This window comes from Saprospira grandis str. Lewin (genome assembly GCF_000250635.1).
Taxonomy (GTDB): Bacteria; Bacteroidota; Bacteroidia; order Chitinophagales; family Saprospiraceae; genus Saprospira; species Saprospira grandis.
Genome location: NC_016940.1, coordinates 2524870 through 2545982, shown reverse-complemented (window position 1 = coordinate 2545982; position 21113 = coordinate 2524870). Strand labels below are relative to the sequence as shown.

General features: G+C 46.7%; 16 protein-coding genes. 4 read left to right on the top strand and 12 right to left on the bottom strand.

Annotated elements, in window-relative coordinates:
• Positions 1-36 precede the first annotated feature (36 nt).
• The 6 genes from SGRA_RS11365 to SGRA_RS11340 form a co-directional block, all read right to left on the bottom strand.
• Positions 37-1338, bottom strand: a complete 1302-nt coding sequence (locus tag SGRA_RS11365) for a sigma-54 interaction domain-containing protein (protein ID WP_015692841.1) — start codon at positions 1336-1338, stop codon at positions 37-39.
• A 15-nt stretch (positions 1339-1353) separates the two neighbouring features.
• Complete coding sequence (locus SGRA_RS11360) at positions 1354-2991, bottom strand: hypothetical protein (RefSeq protein ID WP_015692840.1); 1638 nt, start codon at positions 2989-2991, stop codon at positions 1354-1356.
• A 105-nt stretch (positions 2992-3096) separates the two neighbouring features.
• A complete protein-coding gene (gene miaB / locus SGRA_RS11355; protein WP_015692839.1) occupies positions 3097-4548 on the bottom strand; it encodes a tRNA (N6-isopentenyl adenosine(37)-C2)-methylthiotransferase MiaB in 1452 nt (483 codons plus the stop codon).
• A gap of 450 nt (positions 4549-4998) precedes the next feature.
• Positions 4999-6222 (bottom strand): hypothetical protein, encoded by a 1224-nt coding sequence (locus SGRA_RS11350; RefSeq protein ID WP_245538546.1) that lies wholly within the window; start codon positions 6220-6222, stop codon positions 4999-5001.
• Between the two features lie 220 nt (positions 6223-6442).
• A complete protein-coding gene (locus SGRA_RS11345; protein ID WP_015692836.1) occupies positions 6443-7102 on the bottom strand; it encodes a protein-L-isoaspartate(D-aspartate) O-methyltransferase in 660 nt (219 codons plus the stop codon).
• Positions 7103-7308: 206 nt separating this feature from the next.
• Entirely contained in the window at positions 7309-7710 is a 402-nt protein-coding gene (locus tag SGRA_RS11340; RefSeq protein ID WP_015692834.1) for a hypothetical protein, read from the bottom strand.
• A 566-nt stretch (positions 7711-8276) separates the two neighbouring features.
• Between SGRA_RS11340 and SGRA_RS11335 the strand changes: the two genes are divergently transcribed.
• Positions 8277-9701, top strand: a complete 1425-nt coding sequence (locus SGRA_RS11335) for a DUF2779 domain-containing protein (protein WP_015692832.1) — start codon at positions 8277-8279, stop codon at positions 9699-9701.
• On the opposite strand, the gene SGRA_RS24325 is transcribed toward SGRA_RS11335, so the two are convergent.
• The 3 genes from SGRA_RS24325 to SGRA_RS11325 form a co-directional block, all read right to left on the bottom strand.
• Positions 9618-10004 carry a ribosomal eL19 family protein gene (locus SGRA_RS24325; protein ID WP_425358657.1) on the bottom strand — a complete coding sequence of 129 codons (387 nt, stop codon included), beginning with the start codon at positions 10002-10004 and terminating at the stop codon, positions 9618-9620. The two genes, SGRA_RS11335 and SGRA_RS24325, sit on opposite strands and share 84 nt — an antisense overlap.
• Before the next feature lie 520 nt (positions 10005-10524).
• Positions 10525-11643 carry a glycosyltransferase gene (locus SGRA_RS11330; protein ID WP_015692830.1) on the bottom strand — a complete coding sequence of 373 codons (1119 nt, stop codon included), beginning with the start codon at positions 11641-11643 and terminating at the stop codon, positions 10525-10527.
• Position 11644: 1 nt separating this feature from the next.
• Positions 11645-13303: a M48 family metalloprotease gene (locus SGRA_RS11325; protein ID WP_245538545.1), complete on the bottom strand. Its 1659-nt coding sequence runs from the start codon at positions 13301-13303 to the stop codon at positions 11645-11647.
• A gap of 964 nt (positions 13304-14267) precedes the next feature.
• On the opposite strand from SGRA_RS11325, the gene SGRA_RS11315 reads away from it, so the two are divergent.
• Together SGRA_RS11315 and SGRA_RS11310 are read left to right on the top strand one after the other, a co-directional pair.
• The gene (locus SGRA_RS11315) at positions 14268-15017 is read left to right on the top strand and encodes a hypothetical protein (RefSeq protein ID WP_041329636.1); all 750 of its coding nucleotides are present in this window, start codon (positions 14268-14270) and stop codon (positions 15015-15017) included.
• The gene (locus SGRA_RS11310) at positions 14996-15208 is read left to right on the top strand and encodes a hypothetical protein (protein WP_015692826.1); all 213 of its coding nucleotides are present in this window, start codon (positions 14996-14998) and stop codon (positions 15206-15208) included. Before SGRA_RS11315 ends, SGRA_RS11310 begins: the two co-directional genes overlap by 22 nt.
• Before the next feature lie 492 nt (positions 15209-15700).
• On the opposite strand, the gene SGRA_RS11295 is transcribed toward SGRA_RS11310, so the two are convergent.
• Genes SGRA_RS11295 through SGRA_RS11285 form a run of 3 tightly spaced genes read right to left on the bottom strand, consistent with a single transcriptional unit; the run spans position 15701 to position 19942 of the window.
• On the bottom strand, positions 15701-16870 hold the full coding sequence (locus tag SGRA_RS11295; RefSeq protein WP_015692823.1) for a thiolase family protein: 1170 nt from the start codon (positions 16868-16870) through the stop codon (positions 15701-15703).
• Between the two features lie 48 nt (positions 16871-16918).
• Positions 16919-19327: a 3-hydroxyacyl-CoA dehydrogenase/enoyl-CoA hydratase family protein gene (locus SGRA_RS11290; protein ID WP_041329635.1), complete on the bottom strand. Its 2409-nt coding sequence runs from the start codon at positions 19325-19327 to the stop codon at positions 16919-16921.
• 30 nt (positions 19328-19357) lie between these two features.
• Positions 19358-19942 (bottom strand): TetR/AcrR family transcriptional regulator, encoded by a 585-nt coding sequence (locus SGRA_RS11285; protein ID WP_015692821.1) that lies wholly within the window; start codon positions 19940-19942, stop codon positions 19358-19360.
• Between the two features lie 745 nt (positions 19943-20687).
• Between SGRA_RS11285 and SGRA_RS11275 the strand changes: the two genes are divergently transcribed.
• Positions 20688-21077, top strand: coding sequence for a hypothetical protein (locus SGRA_RS11275; protein ID WP_015692818.1), 390 nt, complete (start codon positions 20688-20690; stop codon positions 21075-21077).
• The last annotated feature ends 36 nt before the right edge of the window (positions 21078-21113 follow it).

Sequence of the window (21113 nt, the reverse complement as noted above, 5' to 3'; positions counted from 1 at the left end):
AAGGGCGAAACCAAGTATTGGTTTCGCCCTTTTCATTTAGGACTGAATATCGTGCAATTTGATTTTGCGGTAAAGTGTCCGCTCAGAAATGCCCAATTCCTGGGCTGCATCCTTGCGTTTTCCTCGGTGTTTTTTGAGTGCTCTTTCGATGAGCTCCCTTTCCATTTGTTCCATAGAGAGCGATTCTTCTAGTTCCTCCACCTCATTATAGCGTTCTCTATCTTGCTCTTGATTATGATAATCTTTATTTAGAATAATGGGCCCTTCCTCGGAGCGGGGCTCCTCATTAAAGGTATTTTCAGGATAAGACGAGCTATAATTATCGCTATTCGGGCTAGGCAAAGGTAGGTAACCCTGCATACTATGGCCCTTAGGCATGGGGCGCGGCATTTGGAGATTATTGGTTTGGACCAATTCGGCAATGAGTTGCTTTACATCATTGAGGTCCTGCTTCATCTCATAGAGAAACTTAAACAAAATCTCCCTTTCGTAAAATCCTTGGCTGCTGTCATTGGCCTCCTTATGGGGCAAAGGCAAATGCCTTTGTTTTTGGCCCAACTGCGGGAGGAACTCTAGTAATTGCTCTGCCGTAATCGTTTTATCCTCCGAAAAAAGGGCCGCTCTTTTGGCTACATTGCGCAGCTCTCGGATATTGCCGGGCCAGGGGTAGCGCAACAAAATATCCTCCGCCTCTTCCGTAAGGCGAACCATAGGCGTATGGTATTGATCGGCAAAATCAGAAACGAACTTGCGGAAAAGCAAAAGCACATCATCGCCTCTTTTGTGGAGCTCAGGCACCTGAATGACCACCGTGCTCAGGCGATAATAGAGGTCCTCTCTAAATTTACCCTGCTCAATGCGTTCCAACAAATTGACATTAGTAGCCGCCACAATGCGCACATCGGTCTTTTCTACCTGAGAAGAACCCACTTTAACAAATTCGCCCTGCTCAAGTACCCTTAAAAGGTAGGTTTGAGTATCCAAAGGCATTTCCCCAATTTCATCGAGGAATATGGTGCCACCATTTACGGTTTCAAAATAGCCTTTTCGCTCATTGACTGCTCCCGTAAAGGCCCCTTTGGTGTGGCCAAAGAGCTCCGAGTTAATGGTACTTTCGGGCAGGGCGCCACAGTTAATCGCAATAAAGTTATTATGCTTGCGGTTAGACAGTTGATGGATAATTTTGGAAAAAGACTCCTTGCCCACCCCACTTTGGCCCAAAACCAAAACAGAGAGGTCCGTTGCGGCCACCTGAATAGCTGTTTTTAGGGCATGTTGCAATTGAGGGGAATGGCCAATGATTCCGAAACGTTGCTTAATCGCTTGAATATTATCCATACTGTTTTTTAACATTTAATAATGGCTGAGGTAGACCTTATAGGTGTAGGTAATCTTCTTTTGTTCGCCTTTTTTGATTTTCATCTCCCAGCAAACATCAGTATAAGGGTTATAAGTAGTATAGCTACTACGAGGCTGTAGGCGGGGCGACTTTAGCCATTTTTCAGAGCTTTCCATCAACTCGCCATAAATGGCTCTTTTTATATCTAGGCGAATATCCTTTCCTTTAAAATTCTGAATTTCAATTTCTGCTTCTACAGTCACTAAGTCGTAGTAGCGAATGCGGTTGGTGTTGGTTTCACGGATTTGCTTGGTATTGTTAGTCCGCTTGATTTCTTTTTCAGAAAACTTGAGAGCCACATCTGGGGCCTCGGTCAATTTTACGCTTACCTCATCTTGCTTAGAGGTGTAGTAAAGCACATCTTGACTGATGGGCAAAATCTTATTGTCCTTATTTTGGACCACCATCACGGGGGCGGCTGTCCAAACATAATCCGTTTTGTTTTCTAGCTTAATGGTATGCAAAACGGGAATCGTCTGCTTTTCAAAGCTATAGGCTGTACTATAAGAGTAAGAATTGGCGCCAATAATCGACTCGTAAATATGTTCTACGGGAACCTTATCCGAGAATACATCTAGCAATGCCCGTTCTCCCTTCTTAATTTCTACATCCTTGAGCGTATAATAAAAGAGGTCCTCCACGCTTTCACCTACTGCAGGAGCAGGGCCAGGCATGCCATTTCCACCATTGCCTGGTGCCGAGGCAATAGTCGGCATCACATCATAGCTGGCCACATTTTCTACCATAGCATTGCTCAAGGTATGCACATAACGCTGAGGCTGAACAGGCTGCACATAACCAAAACTCAAAAGATCAGAAATGCGATTGGCATACTTAAAATTAGGGACGCCAGCCACCAAATTGAGCGACTTGGTCTTTACATCTTCTGCTTCATTAACCACCGTAGTGCGCAAGGAGATGCGAGCTTCCTTATCATTGAGCAGCTCCACCAAGTAATCGGGTTTCCAGCTCAGGTTTTGACGCAAATACATCATTTGTAGCTTTTGGCTACTATTGGCCGTGCCGCCAAAATCAGCTTGAAGCACAGGCAATCTTTGGATGCTGCTATTGGTAAAATTGGGCGAGTCTAAAATCTCAAATTTGCGCAATGATTCAATTTGTGCTTGCTTGAGAATCAAGCTGCGGCCCGTTTTCATCTGAATAGCGAAAAGCGCCCCCGTTTTGATATTGGGTTTGCTGGGATCGGGGTTGGGCACTTGTAGGACCTTGATTTTTCCTTCGGTCCAAGTCGTATCTCCAGATAATAAGAGACGTACGTTTTTGCCATCATTGGCCAAAAACATACTACTATAATTACTAACTAGACCCTCGACCTCCTTCTCTTGCTGAAAAGAACGAACAATTTGCAAACTAGGAGCAGAAAACCAAAGGGTCCCATTTAAGGCCTGCGGAATCGTGTCTCCCACTAGCTCCCATTTGCCTTTTTGGGTCTTTACCTGACCTTCTTTTACAAAGAATGCCGTTTGGTTCTTAAAAATAGAAACCGCCTCGGTTTCTAGGCCTTTTTGAGCCCAACTACTAGCCGAAAAGCAGAGCAAAAGGGCTAAAGCAAAATAGCGATAAGTAAACATAAATAAGTGATGTTAAGTGAGGAAGTTGTTATCGCTCTATTAGATGAGAACTACCGCCAAATTGGTGGGCCTTTCGGCAGGCCAAGGCCTGCCGAAAAGCTGCGCCTAAGCTTCTGCTGGAGCAGGCACCAAATGCCCACGAAGCGTAGCCTGCGTACAATCAGTCACTTTTACATAGACATATTGTCCAATTTCTGTATTTTCTCTAGGGAAAACAATCATCTTATTCTGTGAATTTCGACCCGCAAAATCATCTTCGCTGCGCTTAGAAACCTTCTCAATCAAGACCTTAAAGGTTTTGCCAATGTCTTTTTTGTTATGCGCAAAAGAGATTTGATTCTGCAAACGAATGATCTCTTGCAAACGGCGTTTTTTCACTTCCAAAGGTACATCATCCTCGTATTTTCGGGCGGCTAGGGTACCTGGGCGCTCCGAATAGAAGAACATATAAGACATGCTGTATTGGCTGTGCTCAATAATCGAAAGAGTATCCTGATGGTCCTCTTCGGTCTCCGTACAAAAACCAGCAATCACATCTGAGGAAACAGCGCAATTGGGCAAAAGCTCATAAATACGATCAATCTTATTCATGTACCACTCTCGGTCATAAGTGCGGTTCATTTTCTTGAGAATGCGGCTGCTACCCGATTGTACAGGAAAGTGAATGTACTCGCAGATGTTTTCATATTTGCCCATATTGATCAGTACCTTATCGGTAATGTCTTTAGGGTGAGAGGTAGAAAAACGAATGCGCAAATCGGGATGAATCAAGGCCGTTTTCTCCAATAAGTCGGCAAAATCAACCTGCTCGAGGCCTTCTGGATGCTCCCAATGATAACTATCTACATTCTGGCCCAAAAGGGTCACTTCTCTAAAACCACGGTCAAATAGGTCTTGGCATTCAGCCAAAATGCTATAAGGATCGCGGCTGCGCTCTCGACCACGGGTAAAGGGCACCACGCAAAAAGAACACATATTATCGCAACCCCGCATAATGGTCACAAAAGCCGTTACGCCGCTATCGCTAAGCCGAACGGGACTAATATCGGCATAGGTTTCTTCTCTAGACAAAAAGACGTTGATCCCCTTATCGCCATCTTCTGCTGTGGCAATGAGGTTGGGCAAATCGCGATAGGCATCGGGACCTAAGACTAAATCAACCAGTTTTTCCTCATCCAAAAGTTTGGCCTTGAGGCGCTCGGCCATACAGCCCAAAACCCCAACCAATAGGCCCGGACGCTCCTTTTTGAGCTTATCAAAAATACGCAAACGCTTGCGGACCGTATCCTCGGCCTTTTCGCGAATAGAACAAGTATTGACCAAAATCAAATCGGCCGCATCCATATATTTGGTAGAGGCATATCCCGCCTCTTGCAAAATAGACGCAACAATTTCACTATCGCTAAAATTCATCTGGCAACCATAGCTCTCAATATAAAAGCGCTTTTGGCCATCTTGCTGTTGAGCTTGCAATTGCTCCTTGAAAAAGACATCGCCCTGCTTATCTTCGGGCAACATTTTTTTGTCCAGGGTTGGATTATCGTTGTACAGTTTCATATCAGTATCGGTGCTATTCTTTTTTTTTGGGGCCTCCCCTCCCTGCGGTCGGGGCGCTATGCTGCGGGGCTCGCAGGTCTGCTCGGCCCTGCACAAAACATCGCCAAGGCTCGTTTTGTTGGGTCTGGCCCTTCGGGCCACCCGCTCCGCAGCGCTAGGCCAAAAAACGCCTGGCTTTACGGCTTTAGCGCTTGGCTAGGGGACAAAGATAATTCATATTTTGGACAAAGGTGACAAAATGTCAGTCTTCTTTTTTATACTGGGCGCCCCAAAGGGGCGCTTTTCTTGGCCTAGCGATGGTAGGCAGTGCGGCAAAGCCGCAGACCAAGGCCGTCAGGCCGCAGGGCCGAGCGAGCAGCGAGCTGCCGAACGACAACAAGGCCTTTAGGCCGCAGTTCGACGACCGAAGGGAGTAACCGCCCGCAGCTTGCTGCGGGAGGCCCCAAAACTTTAATCTTGTAATTCTGCTTTACGGCTAGCTACTGAGTGTTCTTTGCTTGACAACAGCGTTTTTTTGCCACTTTCTTTAGCCTGAAAATACTGGTGAAAAAAGTGAAAACTTTGGAGCAGCAAGATCACCAAAAAGTGCAGGGCGATGCTCCGATAGCGGACAATTGTGCCCAAATTGACCACCAAAAGACCAATCAGCAAGAGGTTGCTCAGGGCATAAAAGAACATAAAATAGAAGAGTGGCGAGCGCTTTTGAGGATTTCTGCCTTTGTTTAGGCCCAGAAAAAAAAGCAGCCAAAAAGAAAGGATTTCTAGGGCAGCGGCCAGCTGTAAACTGTCTTTGACATTCCATATTAAGGGGCGAAAACAGACATTAAAAAGGGCTTTGGGCAGATAGGCAAAAAAGCTAAAAAAATTGGGTTGCCAGCTAGTTGCCCCGGCAATCACAGAGCCTCCTTTTTCGGCCAAAAAAGCCCCTTGGCGGTTGGCCAGCAATTGGAGCGGAGAAAAATAGCCCGTCATTTCCAGCGCAAAAAGACCAAGGCCAAAAAAGGCATAAACGGAAAGGTAGGCCTGAATTGGGCGATTTTTGAAGAAAAAAGGCAGCAAACTAGCAGCTGTCAGCGCCGGAAAAACCAGGCCCAATAGATAGGTCCGAAAAACGGCCAAGCCCAAAAGCCCTAAGCCCAAAAAGCAAAACGCCCTCTTCCAAAGCTGCCGATAATAGGCATCTAGGCCCAAAAACAGCCCACTAATCGATAAATATACCCATACATCCTTATGAAACCCCGAGGTCCAGAACAAAACAGAAGGCATAAAAAAGCAAGCAAACTGAAGCAGTTTGCGGGGCAATTGCAGATGCCGCTCCAAAACCCAATAAAAATTGAGACTGGCAAAAAGGCCCAGAAAAGCCACAAAAAAGCCATGCAAAAAATAAGAACCCGCCGAAAAAAACTGTGGAATAGCATGAATATGCACCAAGGCATAGGTGCCAAAATCTCGCTGTATAAATGACCAATCGGGATACAAATAGAGCTCGGCATCGGCTGGGGGAATAGGCGCTTGGCCCGTCCAGCTCCCCCAATAATAATCCCAATAAGGCCAAATCGTCTGCGCAATAAGCTGGCTTTCCTCAAAGTACAAAAAGGTGTCTCCAGCATCAAAATACTCTAAATGCAACTGCCCATAAATGGCTCCCAGCCCTAAGCGCAAAAAAAAGAGCATAAGGATTATTTTGGGAGAAATTCCCCACTGCTTAAAACTACGCCCCTTCATAATCCAAAGGGTTGCCAAGCAAGAATAAACAATAAATAAGAGGGCTAAAAGCACAGCCATTTTGTTTAGGGATGATAAACTTGCTGCAAAGCAAGCTTAATACAAATAGGATTTTGGGAAGAGGTAATTTTACTTTTTTACGTAAAAAAAAGGGAGCTAGATGTCAGCACTACTTTCTCTGCACAGGCAGGGCTCCCTTCAAAAAAGGAACAAAACGGCAGGGACCACAATCCTCATATTCAAAGGTTTTTTCTCCCTTTCGCTCTACAACAAACATCCGCTGCTGCTCCTGATAAAGCAAGGGCAAAACCATCCGTCCCCCAATTTTCAATCGGGCCAATAACTGCTTGGGAATCTGTTCGGCCGCACAGCTCATCAAAATGCCATCATAGGGCGGCTCTGCCAAAGGCAACTCGCTTGCATCGCCAAAATAAGAACGCAAATTTTCTAGCTTTAGCGCATCAAAGCGCTTTTTTGCCGCCAACTGCAAGGCCTCTTGCCGCTCATAGGTATCTAGCTCGGCTCCCATTCTTTGCAATATGGCCGCCTGATAACCCGAACCCGTTCCAATTTCTAAAATGCGCTGCCCAGCGCTTAGCTCCAACAAACTACATTGCCAAGCCACCGTAGAAGGCTGCGAAAGCGTTTGCCCCCCACCAATAGGTAGCGCCTGATCCTTATAGGCCAGTTCCTCAAAAGCAGAGTCCACAAAAAAATGCCTTGGCAGACTCCCTATTGCTGCCAAAACCTCTGGACGAAAAGCCGCGTTTTTTTGCAATTGCTGCAAAAGCTTCCGCCTCATCCCCTTATGTCTGTAGGTATCTTGCATAGAGGGCTATGCTTTTAAAGAAAAGTTAGATGTATTAAATTTTGATAATCTGCTTTTTAGCTAATTTTATTTACTTGCTTTGGCTTCAAATTTAGACCTTTTTTTAAGCTTGGCCAAGCAATGCCAAACAAAAAAAGCCAAGGCTCCTTACTGCCTCGGCTTTCACCCTTGTTCATACACTAAATAAATCTAACTCTTTTTTGCGTCTAAAGCGCTGATTTATCTATTGTTTGTAGCTTCATCCCCTTGGGGAGCTGTACTTTTATCTTAAGCTGCTCGTCCAGAATTTGTCCGCGCAAAATCACCTGATGTTCCATCTTAGGCATGTACAACACCAAGCCTTTAGGGGTCTCTTTTTGTACAATATTATAACGGCCAATCATCACTAGCTTTTTCAAAATGGCCTCGCTCACATTCTCCGCAATCACTTCGGTGGTAATCCGAACTTGCTCCTCTTCCCAATACTCAATTTCTACCTCTGCCGCAATTTCCAAACTAGCCGTGGCCGCAGCCAAAGGCATGCTTTGTACGAGGGTCTTTGTAGATTGCGCCCAAGAAACTTGTAGGGCAAAAAAACAACAGCAGATTAGTGTAAAAATATGTTTCATCTTATATATCGTCTTGAAGTAACTTTAAATTTTAATGGAGACTAGCTCTCCCTTTGCTGATGCAAATCTAAAGGCATTTTTCTACTTAGACAAACTTTAAACAAAATAAAATTTTAGCAAACCCCCAAATTTCAGCTTTTTAAGCTTTTTATATTTTACGGTTTTTAACTTTAGTAAAATTTTATTTCAAACGTTATATTTTTAATAGAATTTAGCTATCCCCCTTTTTCGGCCCTCAAAAAGAAATATTTTCTTAAAAAAAACACTGCCTAAACATTGGGTTTACAATCAGTTGCTTTTTTCTGCTGTTTTTTTTGGGGCTGCCCACTCGCTACGCTCGGGTCGGGCCATTGCGCAGCTCGCAAGCCTGCTCGGCCCTGCAGCGGCAAAGCCGCTTTGGTCTGCCGCCTGCGGCGGCCCTGCTACAGCCCCTCAGCCGAGGCGCTGCGCGCCTTTGCGGCGGCTTCGCCGCCTGCTGGACCAAAAAAGGCGATATATAGCCTAACTTCTGTATCTTGTGGCCCAAGAGCGCCCTTTTTGCGCCCCTTTACTGAAGTCCTTTTCTTATGAGTAGTTTGCATTTTCCCGATTTACAGCAGTTTATCGATTGTCCCAGAGAGTTTTGGCTGGCCCAACAGGCCGAAACGCCCCGCCCCCGCCTGCCCTACCCCCTCGCCCCCGAGCTCCGCCAACTGGCCGCTCAACGAATCGAGCTGCAAGACCAAGATCCTATCTGGGCCAACTTTGGCCCCTGGCGAGCTGCTGTAGATTTTATTAAAGCTAGCCCCAATCATCCCAATCAAGTTCGCCTCTATTTTGTGCAGGCCTCGGGCTCGGTCTATTCACCCAAACATGGCTTTAAAGAGAAGTACCTCAAGGAATGGGCCTTTAGTTATCATCTCTTTTGTCTGGCTGGCTATGAAGTGGAACAATGCTATGCCATCTGGATCGATAAGGATTATCGCTACCCCGGCGGAGAAATTCCCCCCAAACGCCTGCTTAAAATTCATCCCCTAGGCCAAGAACTTGCCGAGCTCAGAGCCGAAACCGCTCTGCTCATGCAAAAGGCCGAGGCCCTCCGCCTCCAAAAAACAGCCCCAAAATGGGATGGCCAAAGTTTTTGCAAAAAGAAGCTGGCCTGCCCCTTTATTCAAAAATATCACGGCCAAGAGATTCCAGCCTTTAGCATTTTTCAACTCCCCCGCCATCGCCTAGATCGGCCACCTTTGGACCAAGCCCTGGCCCAAAAAAAATGGGACCTCACAGAATTGGACCCCGAACTTCTGCCCGAACGCTGGCTGCTCCAACAACAATCAGCCAAAACGGGCCAAGCTCAAGTAGATGTTCCCGCCCTAAAAGAATGGTTGGCCCAACTCCAGTTTCCCTTGCAGGCCCTAGATTATGAGGCGGTCAATCCAGCCGTTCCCTTTATTCCCCATAGCCGCCCCTTCCAACATATTCCCTTTCAGTTTAGCTGGCAAGTTTGGCCCAATAAAGAAACAGAGGATATTGTTTCTACCAACTTTTTGGCCCAAGACAAAAAAGAGCCCACCGCTGGCCTGATGCAAGCCCTCTTAGATTGTGCCCAGCCCCAAGGCAGCATTTTGGTCTGGCACAAAACCTTTGAAAGAGAACGCAACCGAGAACTCGCCAAACGCTATCCCGAACATCGAGATTTTTTATACCGCCTCAATGAGCGCTTAGTGGACCTAGAAGAAATTGTGACCAAAGGACTCTATATAGACGCTAAATTTGAGGGCCGCAGCTCCCTCAAAAAGGTTTTGCCTGTCCTGCTTCCCCAAATGAGCTATGATGAGCTCCCCATTGCCGAGGGCCTAGCCGCTGCCGATGCTTGGTGGCAGTTGGACCAACAGCCGCCCCAAGAACAAGCCCAAACCCGCCAAGCCCTAATCGATTATTGCCAACTCGATACCTTCTCTTTGATTAAGATGGTCCAGCTCCTTATGCGGAAATTTGGGGAGACTGTTTAAAATTTTGTGTGCGCCCTTTCCTACGCCTAGGGCATTGGTCCTAGGGTTTAGCAAACCAGTTCGGTCTGGAGGTAAACTAGTTCGGTGCGGAGGTAAACCAGTTCGATGCGGAGGTAAACTAGTTCGGTGCGGAGGTAAACTAGTTCGGTCTGGAGGTAAACCAGTTCGGTGCGGAGGTAAACTAGTTCGGTGCGGAGGTAAACCAGTTCGGTGCGGAGGTAAACCAGTTCGGTCTGGAGGTAAACCAGTTCGGTGCGGAGGTGAACTAGTTCGGTAAAATACCGAACTTTTACCCTTTTTGATTTTGTTACATTATTTTCATTTTTAACAATTCCCTAACATTTGGGGGCGAAAATCCTGTTTCTGCAGCCTAAAGGCCGCAGCCAATCTTGTTGGGCCATCATTTTGTTCGCCGCAGCGGCTTAAAAGCCCCGGCTTCATTGGAGATAGGCGAAAGCATTCAGTTTTCAGGTCTTGCGGCTTTTAAGCTGCAAGCCATGGGAGCGCTAAAAGCTTGCTAATTGGGACCTAATCTGGCTGCGGGTTTCAACCCGCAGGTCTATATATCCATCCTACAGGCCCGAAGGGCCGCAGGCCTAGCGATGCGAAAGGGGGTGGCGAAGCCGCAGACCAAGGCCGTCAGGCCGCAGGGCCGAGCAGACCTGCGAGCCCTGAAGCGTAGCGCCGACGACCGAAGGGGGGCGGAGGCCCCAAAAAATCAGCGAGCTGCGACAACAAGAACTTTAGTTCGCAGTTCGACGACCATAGGGAGTAAACGTAGCGCCGCAAGGCGAAGCCGCAGCGGAGGCCCACCCCCTTCATCTTATCGCCATGAACGGCCTTTCCATTGGTAATTTTGTGGAAAAAGCGAGGCCGTGCCGACCAGCACAATATAAAGCAGGTGAGCCAGCAGGGCGGGCCAGAAAATGCGGAGGAGTTGGCGGCGCTGAAAAAAGCGGCTAGCGCTAGACAGCAGGCAGTAATCGGCTAGGGCTTTGAGGGCCCATTGGCCGAGGACCCAATAGGGCGAAAAGCCGAAAAACAGGGCGATACTGCTGATAAAAAGGGAGCAAGAGAAGGCCCAAACGAGGCCCAATTGTAGTTCGGTTCGGCGGTCTTTGTAGGACCCAGATTTGGAGGACCAGCGGAGGCGTTGTCGCCAAAAAGCGGCATAAGTTTGTACGGCGGGAGTTTGCACGGCGGCCTCTAGGCTTTTGACAAAAGCGATTTGTTGGGGGTATTTTTCGGCTACTTTTTGCAAAAAGAGCATATCGTCGCCAGAGGCAATCTGGTCCATGCCAGCAAAGCCGTTTAGTTCGATATATCGGGCCTTGGGATAGGCCATATTGGCCCCATTGCACATCCGCATATATTGGCCATTAATGCCAGCGCCCGTGATGGCCATCATGCCCATAAAATCGAGGGCCTGGGCTTTTTCCAAAAAGCGATTTCGATAAGAAAAGAGGACGGGAGCGGCCACAAACTGCATATTTTCTTGCTCCATCGGGAAGCAAAGTTGTTTGGCCCAAAGAGGGGGCAATTGGCAATCGGCATCGGTAAAAAGCAGGTATTCGCCTTGAGCGGCGGCAATAGCTTGGGCCAGAGCGGCTTTTTTGCCTAGGCCCTTTTGCAGAGCGATGATCTGCAGGCGGTCGTCTTGGAAACTCTCGGCAATGCTGCGGGTGGTATCTTCAGAATGGTCATCCACCAGAACAATCTCCATTAATTCGGGGGGATAATCTTGGGCCAAGAGAGAGCGGAGGCAGCTTTCGATATGTTCCTCCTCATTTCGGGCCGCCAAGACAATACTAATCTTCTTTTTCGGCTGATAATTGGGGGGTAAAAAAGAAGGGGCCAGCCTTGCCCAAAAAAAGCAATAGCTGGCCATTAATGCGCCGTAGCCGAGGCTAAGGAAAAGGATTAAGCCGTAGATATAGAGCATATTATTGCAATTTAGAAAACTGCAACCAACGGTCTAGCTGCCCATTTTGGTCCAGACTAAAAATGAGTCCAGCCAAAGGATAATAGAGCAACTTCCCCTTGCCCGTACTTAGGCTATTGGCGGCAAAGCCGTATAATTTTTCGATTTCGCTTTGGCGGCTACCGATTTTAATTCCGCGGGCGGTTTCTCCCTGATAATCGGCATTAAACTGCAAAAAGCCCCAGATTTCCTCTTCATTGGCTTGGCCGTAGCTAGCCAAAAGCAGGGCCTCTTTTTGCTCCAATCGGCTAGCGATTAATAGCAACTCGGGACTATCCTCTTGTTGGCGTTCCATCATTTGGATGATGTCGGGTTGATTATTTTCAAAATAGCTAGGGAGTTCGGCCAGGGGAAGTTTGTCATAGCGCTCGGCTTCTCCGCTAATCTCTTGGCGTTTAGTGGCTTGTCGGGCTTGCCAGCGTTTAGATTTAAGGGCAGAGAGGTTAGCCTCGGCCAAATCGGGCAGGGCTTTTCGCAATTGTTTAAATTGTTTTTTGGCGGCTTTTTCCTCTCCATTTTGGGCCAAAATAATTCCGATCAGGAGATGGGCTTTATCTTGAATATGGGCGGGCATCTCTTCATTTTTGGCCAGGCGTTTAGCCTTAAAGAGGGCTAAATCTCGATCTTCTTTGAGCAGGGCCCAGATAATTTCATTGAGTAAAGCGGGTCCATAATTGGGCGAAACCTGTAGGGATTTATCTAGCATTTGGCGGGCTTGGGCCAGAAAGCGTTCTTTTTTGGGTTGGCGGTTGCCCTTACTATTTTGCTCCAATCGGCTTTGGAGTTCTAGCTGCAAAGGCAACTGAAAGGGTAAATCTTCGGCCTTATATTCTTTGAGAGCGGCCAGCAGAAAATTCACGGCTGCATTATTATAAATTGCTCGGCCTGGAAACTGTTGGGCCAGTTGGGCGTAGGCTCTGGCGGCCCGTTCTTCTTGTCCCATTAATGCCAAGTAATTTGCCATTTGAAAAAGGGGCAAAAGGTCTTGCAGCATCTTTTGAGAATTATCGCAGATGGCGATGCGGTCTTTTCGGCTGGGGTAGCCCTTGGTCGAATCGGGCAGGCCGATCGTCTCATACAAGCGGCTATAAAACTCCCCTCCTACCTCTAGAGTATTATAGCCTGCCAGATAGCCAAAAAGGCCACCAAAATAATCGGCTTCGGCTTCCATGCGGGCGCGTTGGGTTTCGTCCAGCTCCATTTCATAAATCTTATCGGCGATTTCGCTGTCTTCATTGGCGGTACCAAAAGACATTCCCCAACCGTGGTCCTTATAATAATGGGCCAGTTCATGGCCCAGCACCATGGCTAGGGCATTTAGGGAGTCGGCGCCAAATTCTAGGGCCAGGTCATAAATCCCTTCTCCGAAATTAATAGAGTTATTTTGCGGATTATAGTAAGCATTATAATAGGGCTTGCTGCCTTTTTGGTAAATAAAATTAAAGGCCGGCAGTGGGCGGGGGTCATTAATGGCCTGTGCAATTTCCCGATAGACCTTTTCGCAAGTTTCGGCTTTTGCTTCTTGCGCCTTGCTTTGCGCATAGCTATTGGAGTAGCCCAAAAGGAAGAGGGCAAAAAGTAGATAATACTGCATAAGTTGTTGGAATGATGAGTAGGGCAAAATTGCAGAATTTAAGCCAAAGCTGCAACTGATTTATTTTTTTGGGGCCTCCGCCTCCCTTCGGTCGTCGGCGCTACGCTTTGGGGCTCGCAGGTCTGCTCGGCCCTTCGCCAGCAAGCTGGCTCGGTCTGGCCTAACGGCCACCCCGCCGCATCGCTAGGCCAGTCGCTTCGCTCCTTTGCGGCGGCTTTGCCGCCTGCTGTTCATCGCCTAGGGACAAGCCCCTAGGCTAATCCAATGGAGTCAGCCCTAAAGGGCCTCCACTGTTCATATAGCTGGCCTTACCCTCTAAAGGATGACGTTAACTTCATGAGGGTTTCCACCCTCATTTATAAGCATTGCGAAGCAATACCACTGTTGCTGTAGGTTTCAACCTACAGTAAAAAGGCCCGCAGGGCCGCAGGCTTAGGGATGGACAGCAGTGGCCGTAGGCCAGACCAAGCGGGCATAGCCCGCGCAGGGCCGAGCGAATAGCGAGCTGCGAAACAGCCCGGCCCGCCCATCGGGCGGGCAAGCCCCAGAAAATAAAAAATGAATAAACGTTAAGACATAACTTGCGTTTGCGAAAAAAAGCCGTTAGCTTAGTCGTATCTAATAACCGTAAAAACTTTAGCGTATGGCTTTTAAAGCTAAAATTAAGTTAGATGAGCTAAAAAAATTGAAGAGCGACATTATCAACTATCACTTCGATTACTAAAACTCTCTAAATCCCTGCAAGACAAACTGCAAGAAATTAGTGAGCAAAAACAGCAGAAATACAGCGCTTTTGTAGCAGAAGCTAAGGCCAAAGAGCCTCGACTCATTAAGATTGTGGCTAATCTAAAACAGCATTTAAAAAACCGAACGGTAGAGGGGAGTTTGGATGAAGTGCGGGGAGAGCTCCGCACTTTATTAAATGACTTAAACCAAAGTTCGAATAAATTACAATCACTTAAAAATGAACTTAAAACTAAATTCAAAGACTATGGAATATCTATCTAAAATGAGCTTGCTTCTGCTAAGCATGAGTGGCTTTTTATTTTTCAGTAGCTGTGGAGAGGAACCCCCTCAAAAAACTACAGCTAAGGATAGTCTAGCCGAACCTATTGTTGAGGGCGATACAACTTGGACCGATGGGAAGATTACAAGGCTATCTAGCAGCAAATTTGAAAATGATACACTAGAAGTAGGGCTAATGGTATACTCCCCAAAGAAGGACTCTAGTAGTGCGCGTATAAGTATCTATAAAGAAACTTCGACCTACAGTTCTAGTGGATTTGAATTTTTAAAATCCGTTACTACTTCCAAAGATTATTCTATAGCCATTGATTCTTTCCGAGGATTAGATCTTTTTAATCCAAAAAACATTCCTCTAAAAGAATATCTATTAATGGAATATATCCCTAAAGACAACTATGCTTCTAATAAATCAATTTCTATGAGAAGCAATACAAAGGAAGATAGAGGGCTTAGCTTTGACCCTAAAGTCATCCCTACTATAATAGAAAACGAATTCAATAAAAAACTAGATAGCGAGTCAGCTCATATAATCAGAAAGTCATATTTTCATATGAATGGCGATTACATATTTTCATATATTCAAAACGATACGGGATCTTATATATTGGCTGATAGTATATCAAAAAAAATGGATTCATTACCAAAGCAATTCATAGAATCTTCTTACCTAACCAGCACCATAAAAATAAAGTCATGGACAAAAAAGAAATATTAGCGGAAATAAGTAAAATTTTGCTTGCCTTCAAGGAGGAGCAAGAAAATTACAAAAAACTTGTACACAAGCTTCGCAAACAAGAAATAAGCAACCCTTTAGATAAAGAATTATCTGAGCAATTAAGTTTTTACGTACAACAAAAAGAAGAACTTACAACTTTTATTTCAACTACTACAAGGCTACACAATTGATTTTCAGAGCTACTTTTAGACATTCATACAATGAAGGTACAGTTAATGAGGTCTGCCAAAAATTGACAGAACGCTTAAATAAACACATCAAAGAACTGAAAGGCAAAGATTTTCATCCTCTCCGCTATAAGCTGAACGAAGTTAAACGCACAGAATCAAAAGATATGGCAGGTTACTTTGTTTTGCTTAAAGAGTAAAGGCAACTCTCATTCTGCTAGTATTGTGGAGCAATACCGCTGTTGTATGGCTGCTGGTTTTAACCTGCAGCCACAGCTAGCAGGCGGCGAAGCCGCCGCAGGCTTAGGGATGGAAAAGGGGGCGGCGCAGCCGCAGACCAAGGCCGTTAGGCCGCAGGGCCGAGCAGACTTGCGAGCCCTGACACAGCCCGGCCCGCCCACAGGGCGGGCAAGCCCCAAAACATTCTAAATTAAAAAGAAAAAGACCTACTCCAGAGCAGGAGCAGGTCTTTCAATATTATAAGTATTCCTTAATCTAGAGTAGCTCGTAGATACCCGCAATACCTTGTCCACCACCAACACAGGCAGTCACCATACCGTATTTTTGGTTACGGCGACGCATTTCGTTGAGGAGTTGGATCGACAACTTCGCGCCGGTACATCCCAAGGGGTGGCCAAGAGCGATAGCGCCTCCATTGACGTTCACGATATTGGGATCTAGGCCCGCCTCGCGGATAACGGCCAAAGATTGAGCGGCAAAAGCCTCATTCAATTCAATTTGGTCGATATCGCCCAACTGCAAACCAGCTTGCTTGAGTGCTTTGGGGATGGCCACGCAGGGACCAATACCCATATACAAGGGCTCTACACCACCTACGGCGCAGGCGGCTAGGCGAGCGATAGGTTGTAGATTGAGTTGCTTGACCATTTCTTCAGAAACCACCAAAACGAAGGCAGCTCCATCAGAAGTTTGAGAAGAGTTACCTGCGGTAACGCTACCTCCTTGGGCAAAAACGGGACGCAATTTAGCCAAAGCCTCGGGAGTAGTGCTACGGCGCACGCCTTCATCCTGGGCAACAGTAAAGCTACGTTCTTTGCGCTGGCCATTTTCTACATAAACCTCCTGAACATCTACAGGGACAATCTGATCATTGAAATAGCCTTCATCCAAAGCTTTGGCGGCCTTCACATGAGAAAGGTAGGCGAACTCATCTTGGTCCTCTCTAGAAATATTGTATTTATTGCTCACCGCCTCGGCAGTAAGTCCCATACCCACCAAATAATCGGGAGTAGTAGAAGCTACATTATAGTTGGGGGCCAACTTATAGCCCGTCATGGGAATCATGCTCATGCTCTCGGCACCACCGGCCACAAAGATATGGCCCATACCGGCCTTAATCTTAGCGGTAGCCATAGCAATTGTTTCGAGGCCAGAAGCACAATAGCGGTTTACGGTTACCCCAGCTACTGATTTGCTTAGGGCGCGCATAGAAATTTGGCGACCGATTTGGAGGCCCTGCTCCCCTTCGGGGTTGGCGCAACCTACCAAAACATCATCTACCATATCGGCTTCTACGCCTTCTACTTTTTTGAGGAGGTGTTGGATTACCTCTACGGCCAAATCATCAGAGCGCATAAAGCGAAAACCTCCTTTCTTGGCACGTCCTACAGCGGTACGATAGCCCGCTACGATATATGCATCCATATTTATATTAGCATCTTTAAAGTCTGAAATAATAATGAGTCGCTCGGCTTAGTTACGCAAAGGTCTGCCGGTGGTGAGCATCGCCTGAATACGCTCGAGGGTCTTTTGCTCGCCACAAAGCTGCAAGAAGGCCTCTCTTTCGATATCGAGTAGATATTGCTCCGATACTTTTTGCTGGGCAGAAAGATCTCCACCACAAAGCACATAAGCTACTTTTTTGGCAATCTTGATATCGTGATCGCTAGCATAGCGACCTAGGCGGAGGCTTTCGGCAGCTACATAAAGTGCGCCTAGACCACCACGGCCCAATACTTCGATATCATGGCGGCTAGCTGGCTGTACATAACCTGCATTGGCCAAAGCAATCACCTTTTGCTTCGCTTTTTGAAGCGTGAGGCTCGTATTTACAGATACTTGATCGATTCCATGACGGAGGTATCCTTCATTGAAGGCTTTGGGGGCAGAGGTAGCCACAGAAGCCATAGCGATCGTTTTGAAACGGTCGATCAATTTGGGAACATATACATCCTCTTTGTGGAAGCTATCTGAGGCACGGAGAGCAAACTCTTTGGTTCCAGCACCACCAGGGATCAAACCAACACCTACCTCAACCAAACCGATATAAGATTCGGCAGAAGCAATGACAGCATCGGCATGCATGGCCATTTCGCAACCCCCACCAAAGGTGAATCCTTGAGTAGCGACTACAACGGGAATGCTAGAATAGCGCACGCGCATATTCATTTGCTGGAAAGCGTGAATGGCCATATTGAGCTCATCAAAATCTTGCTCATAAGCCATCTGGGCAATCAACATCAAGTTGGCCCCAACAGAGAAGTTCGTGGCATTGTTACCAATCACCAAACCTCTCCAGTCTCCTTGCTCAGCAATTTCAATAGCTTGCATGACACCGCGAACGACACCCTCTCCCAAAGTGTTTTGGTAAGAACGGAACTCCAAGCAAAGCACTTGGTCTCCAATATCGTGTAGCTGAACATCGCTGTTTTCCCAAACTACAGACTTATCCCGGATATTGTCCAAGATAATAGACTGCTCGGCGCCGGGTACGGGCTGATAAGATTTGCTGTCTACATTATAGTAGTTAGTTACGCCATTCACTACCTTATAGAAGCTAGTATGACCTGCAGCAATCATTTCTTTTACCCAAGCGGCCACTGTTTGTCCATCGGCCTCAGCCAATTCTACTCCTTTTTCTAGGCCAATCATGTCCCAGTACTGGAAAGGACCAACTTTCCATGCAAAACCAGCACGCAAAGCATCATCAATGCTATACAACTGATCAGAGATTTCGGGAATGCGGTTAGACACATAGGCAAAAAGACCCAACAATGAGCGGCGAACCAACTCGGCCCCTTTGTCCTCTTGATATTTATCTTTGAAGAAGGTTTTTACCTTGCCCGCTAGACCAGAAACATTTTTGAGGTCGCCCAAAAGTGCAGTCTTCACCCGCTGAGCAGGAGCATACTCCTGAGTCGCTAAATTGAGGGCCAACTTAATTTTGCGGCCATTCTCATCTTTTTGTTTAGTGCGCTCATAGAACCCTTTTTTGGTTTTGTTCCCCAAAAATTTGTTCTCTAGCAAAAACTGCAGATAAGCAGGTACTTCAAAAGCGGCAGCTTGCTCATCCGTTGGGCAGTTATCTTTGATTCCCTTGATTACCTTTTCGGCAGTATCTAGACCCACCAAATCAGCCAAGGCAAAAGTTCCCGTTTTAGGGCGGCCAAGCGCTGGGCCAGTCAACTGATCTACCTCTTCAATAGAAAGACCAAGCTCTTCCGTCAACTGGAAAATCTTGGCCATAGCATATACCCCTACGCGGTTAGCGATAAAGGCGGGAGTATCTTTACAAAGTACCGTTTGCTTTCCAAGGAAACGGCTACCATAATCCATAAAAAAGTCGATCAATGCAGGATCGGTCTTTTTTGTGGGAATAATCTCGAGAAGTTGGAGGTAACGAGGGGGGTTGAAAAAGTGCGTCCCACAGAAGTTCTTCTGAAAATCTTCGCTACGTCCTTCTAGCATCATAGAAATGGGAATACCCGAGGTGTTTGAGCTCACAATAGCCCCAGCCTTACGATATTTTTCTACTTGTGCAAATACCTTTTGCTTAATATCGAGGCGCTCTACAACAACCTCAATAATCCAATCGCAATCAGCAATTTTATGGAAATCATCCTCAAAGTTGCCTGTGCTTACACGGCTAGCAAAAGCAGGATCATAAAAGGGCTCAATTTTCTTGGCCTTAACAGCGGCTTTAAGGGCCTGATCGGCCAATCGATTGCGCGCTGCGGGGTTTTGCTTTTCCTCTTCAGAAAGGTCAAAAGGAACAATGTCCAATAGCAATACCTCTAGTCCAATGTTTGCACAATGGGCAGCAATACCCATTCCCATAACACCAGATCCGAGTACAGCGACTTTACTAATCCGTCTGCTCATCTTGTGATTCTAATTAATTTAATGAAGGAATTATTTTTTTTCGGCTTTTGGCCAACGCTTGAGCCGCTCTAGGGCCCAATTGCAGGCCGAGCCCAACAATTTAATATCTTGAAAAACACGCATCATCATTAATGCGCCTTCTATCTGCATAACTGTCTGCCGAGCCGCCTTGAGCGCCTCCTCTTCAGAGGCTCCTGCCCGCAGAAATAAATGGGCAAAAGCAGCTATCCAATCTTCAAAAAAAGCTTGCAACACCCGCCTAAATTCAGGTTCTACAGAAATGGTTTCTAAGGTAATATTGCCAAAGAGACAACCCGCCAAATCTTGCGTAAATATAGGCGCTTGTTGGTCAAAAAAAGCTTGTAAACGCGCCAAGGGACTCCTCTCCTCCTCATAGGCAATGGCAAAAATCTTCTTGCGATAATACTCCAATAAGGTAGTCAAGACCTCTAACATTAAGGCCTCTTTAGAAGAAAAATAATGATAAAAACTCCCTTTTTGCAAGCCACAAGCCTGGGCCAAATCACGCATAGAGGTTTTGTTGTATCCTTGCTTTCGAAAAACAATAATCGCTTTTCGCACAATTTCCTCTTTCGTAATCTTTTGTACGGGCATTTTTATTTGGTTTGTTGCTTTGGCAAATTTACCAAACGTTTGTTCGATTCCAAATTTTTTTAGCCTTTTTCTTTGGGGCCTTCGCAGCAAAGCTGCGGCGGTTACTCCCTTCGGTCGTCGAACTGCGGCCTAAAGGCCTTGTTGTCGTTCCGCAGCTCGCTGTTGTTTTGGGGCCTCCCGCCTGCGGCGGGCGCTACGTTCCGCAGCTCGCTGTTCGCTCGGCCCTTTGCCGCTTTCAGCGGCTCGGTCTGGCCCTGCGGGCCACTGCTGCACATCGCTAGGCCGTTTGGCCTTCGGCCATGGCGGCTTTGCCGCCTGCTGTTCATCGCCTAGGGACAAGCCCCTAGGCTAATCCAATAGAGTCAGCCCTAAAGGGCCTCCACTGTTCATATAGCTGGCCTTGCTAAAGTATGGCGTTAACTTCATGAGGGTTTCAACCCTCATTTATAAGCATTGCGAAGCAATACCACTGTTGCTGTAGGTTTCAACCTACAGGTATATATCCATCCTACAGGCCCGAAGGGCCGCAGGCTTAGGGATGGAAAAGGGGGCGGCGTAGCCGCAGACCAAGGCCGTCAGGCCGCAGGGCCGAGCAGACTTGCGAGCCCTGACACAGCCCGGCCCGCCCACAGGGCGGGCAAGCCCCAGAAAACGACCTAATTCCATAAAAAAGACCATCTTAACTACTACTTGTAAATAAAAAACAACTATCTTAAAGTATTCTATAATTTTACAAGCAAATACAATGAAGCACTTACTTTTATTCCTCTGCCTATTCTGCAGCTCTTTTCTTTTTGCCCAACATTATGAGGTAGGTAAAACCTATAACTTTGACGGCAAAAAAGTACAGCTTTCGGTCCGTTACGACGACAAAGGACAAGCCCATATTAGCCAGAAAGCACAAACCAAAGATGTAGAAGACCAAGCCTACTTTTTTATGGACCAAAACTACTGGACCAATATTTCTGCCGATGAAAATGTTGTGGAGATGGGGCTAGTAGAAGATGCTCCCGTTCATCACTTCTGGGTGATCGACCTCAATGGCGAGCCCACAAAAGCAACCCCCTATAGCGAATATAAAGGCGGGGAAGGATCTCAGCTCGTTTTAGAAGCCAATAGCGTCATTTTTGAATAAGTACAAGCTATTTTTAGAAAGAAAGCCCTCGCCCAA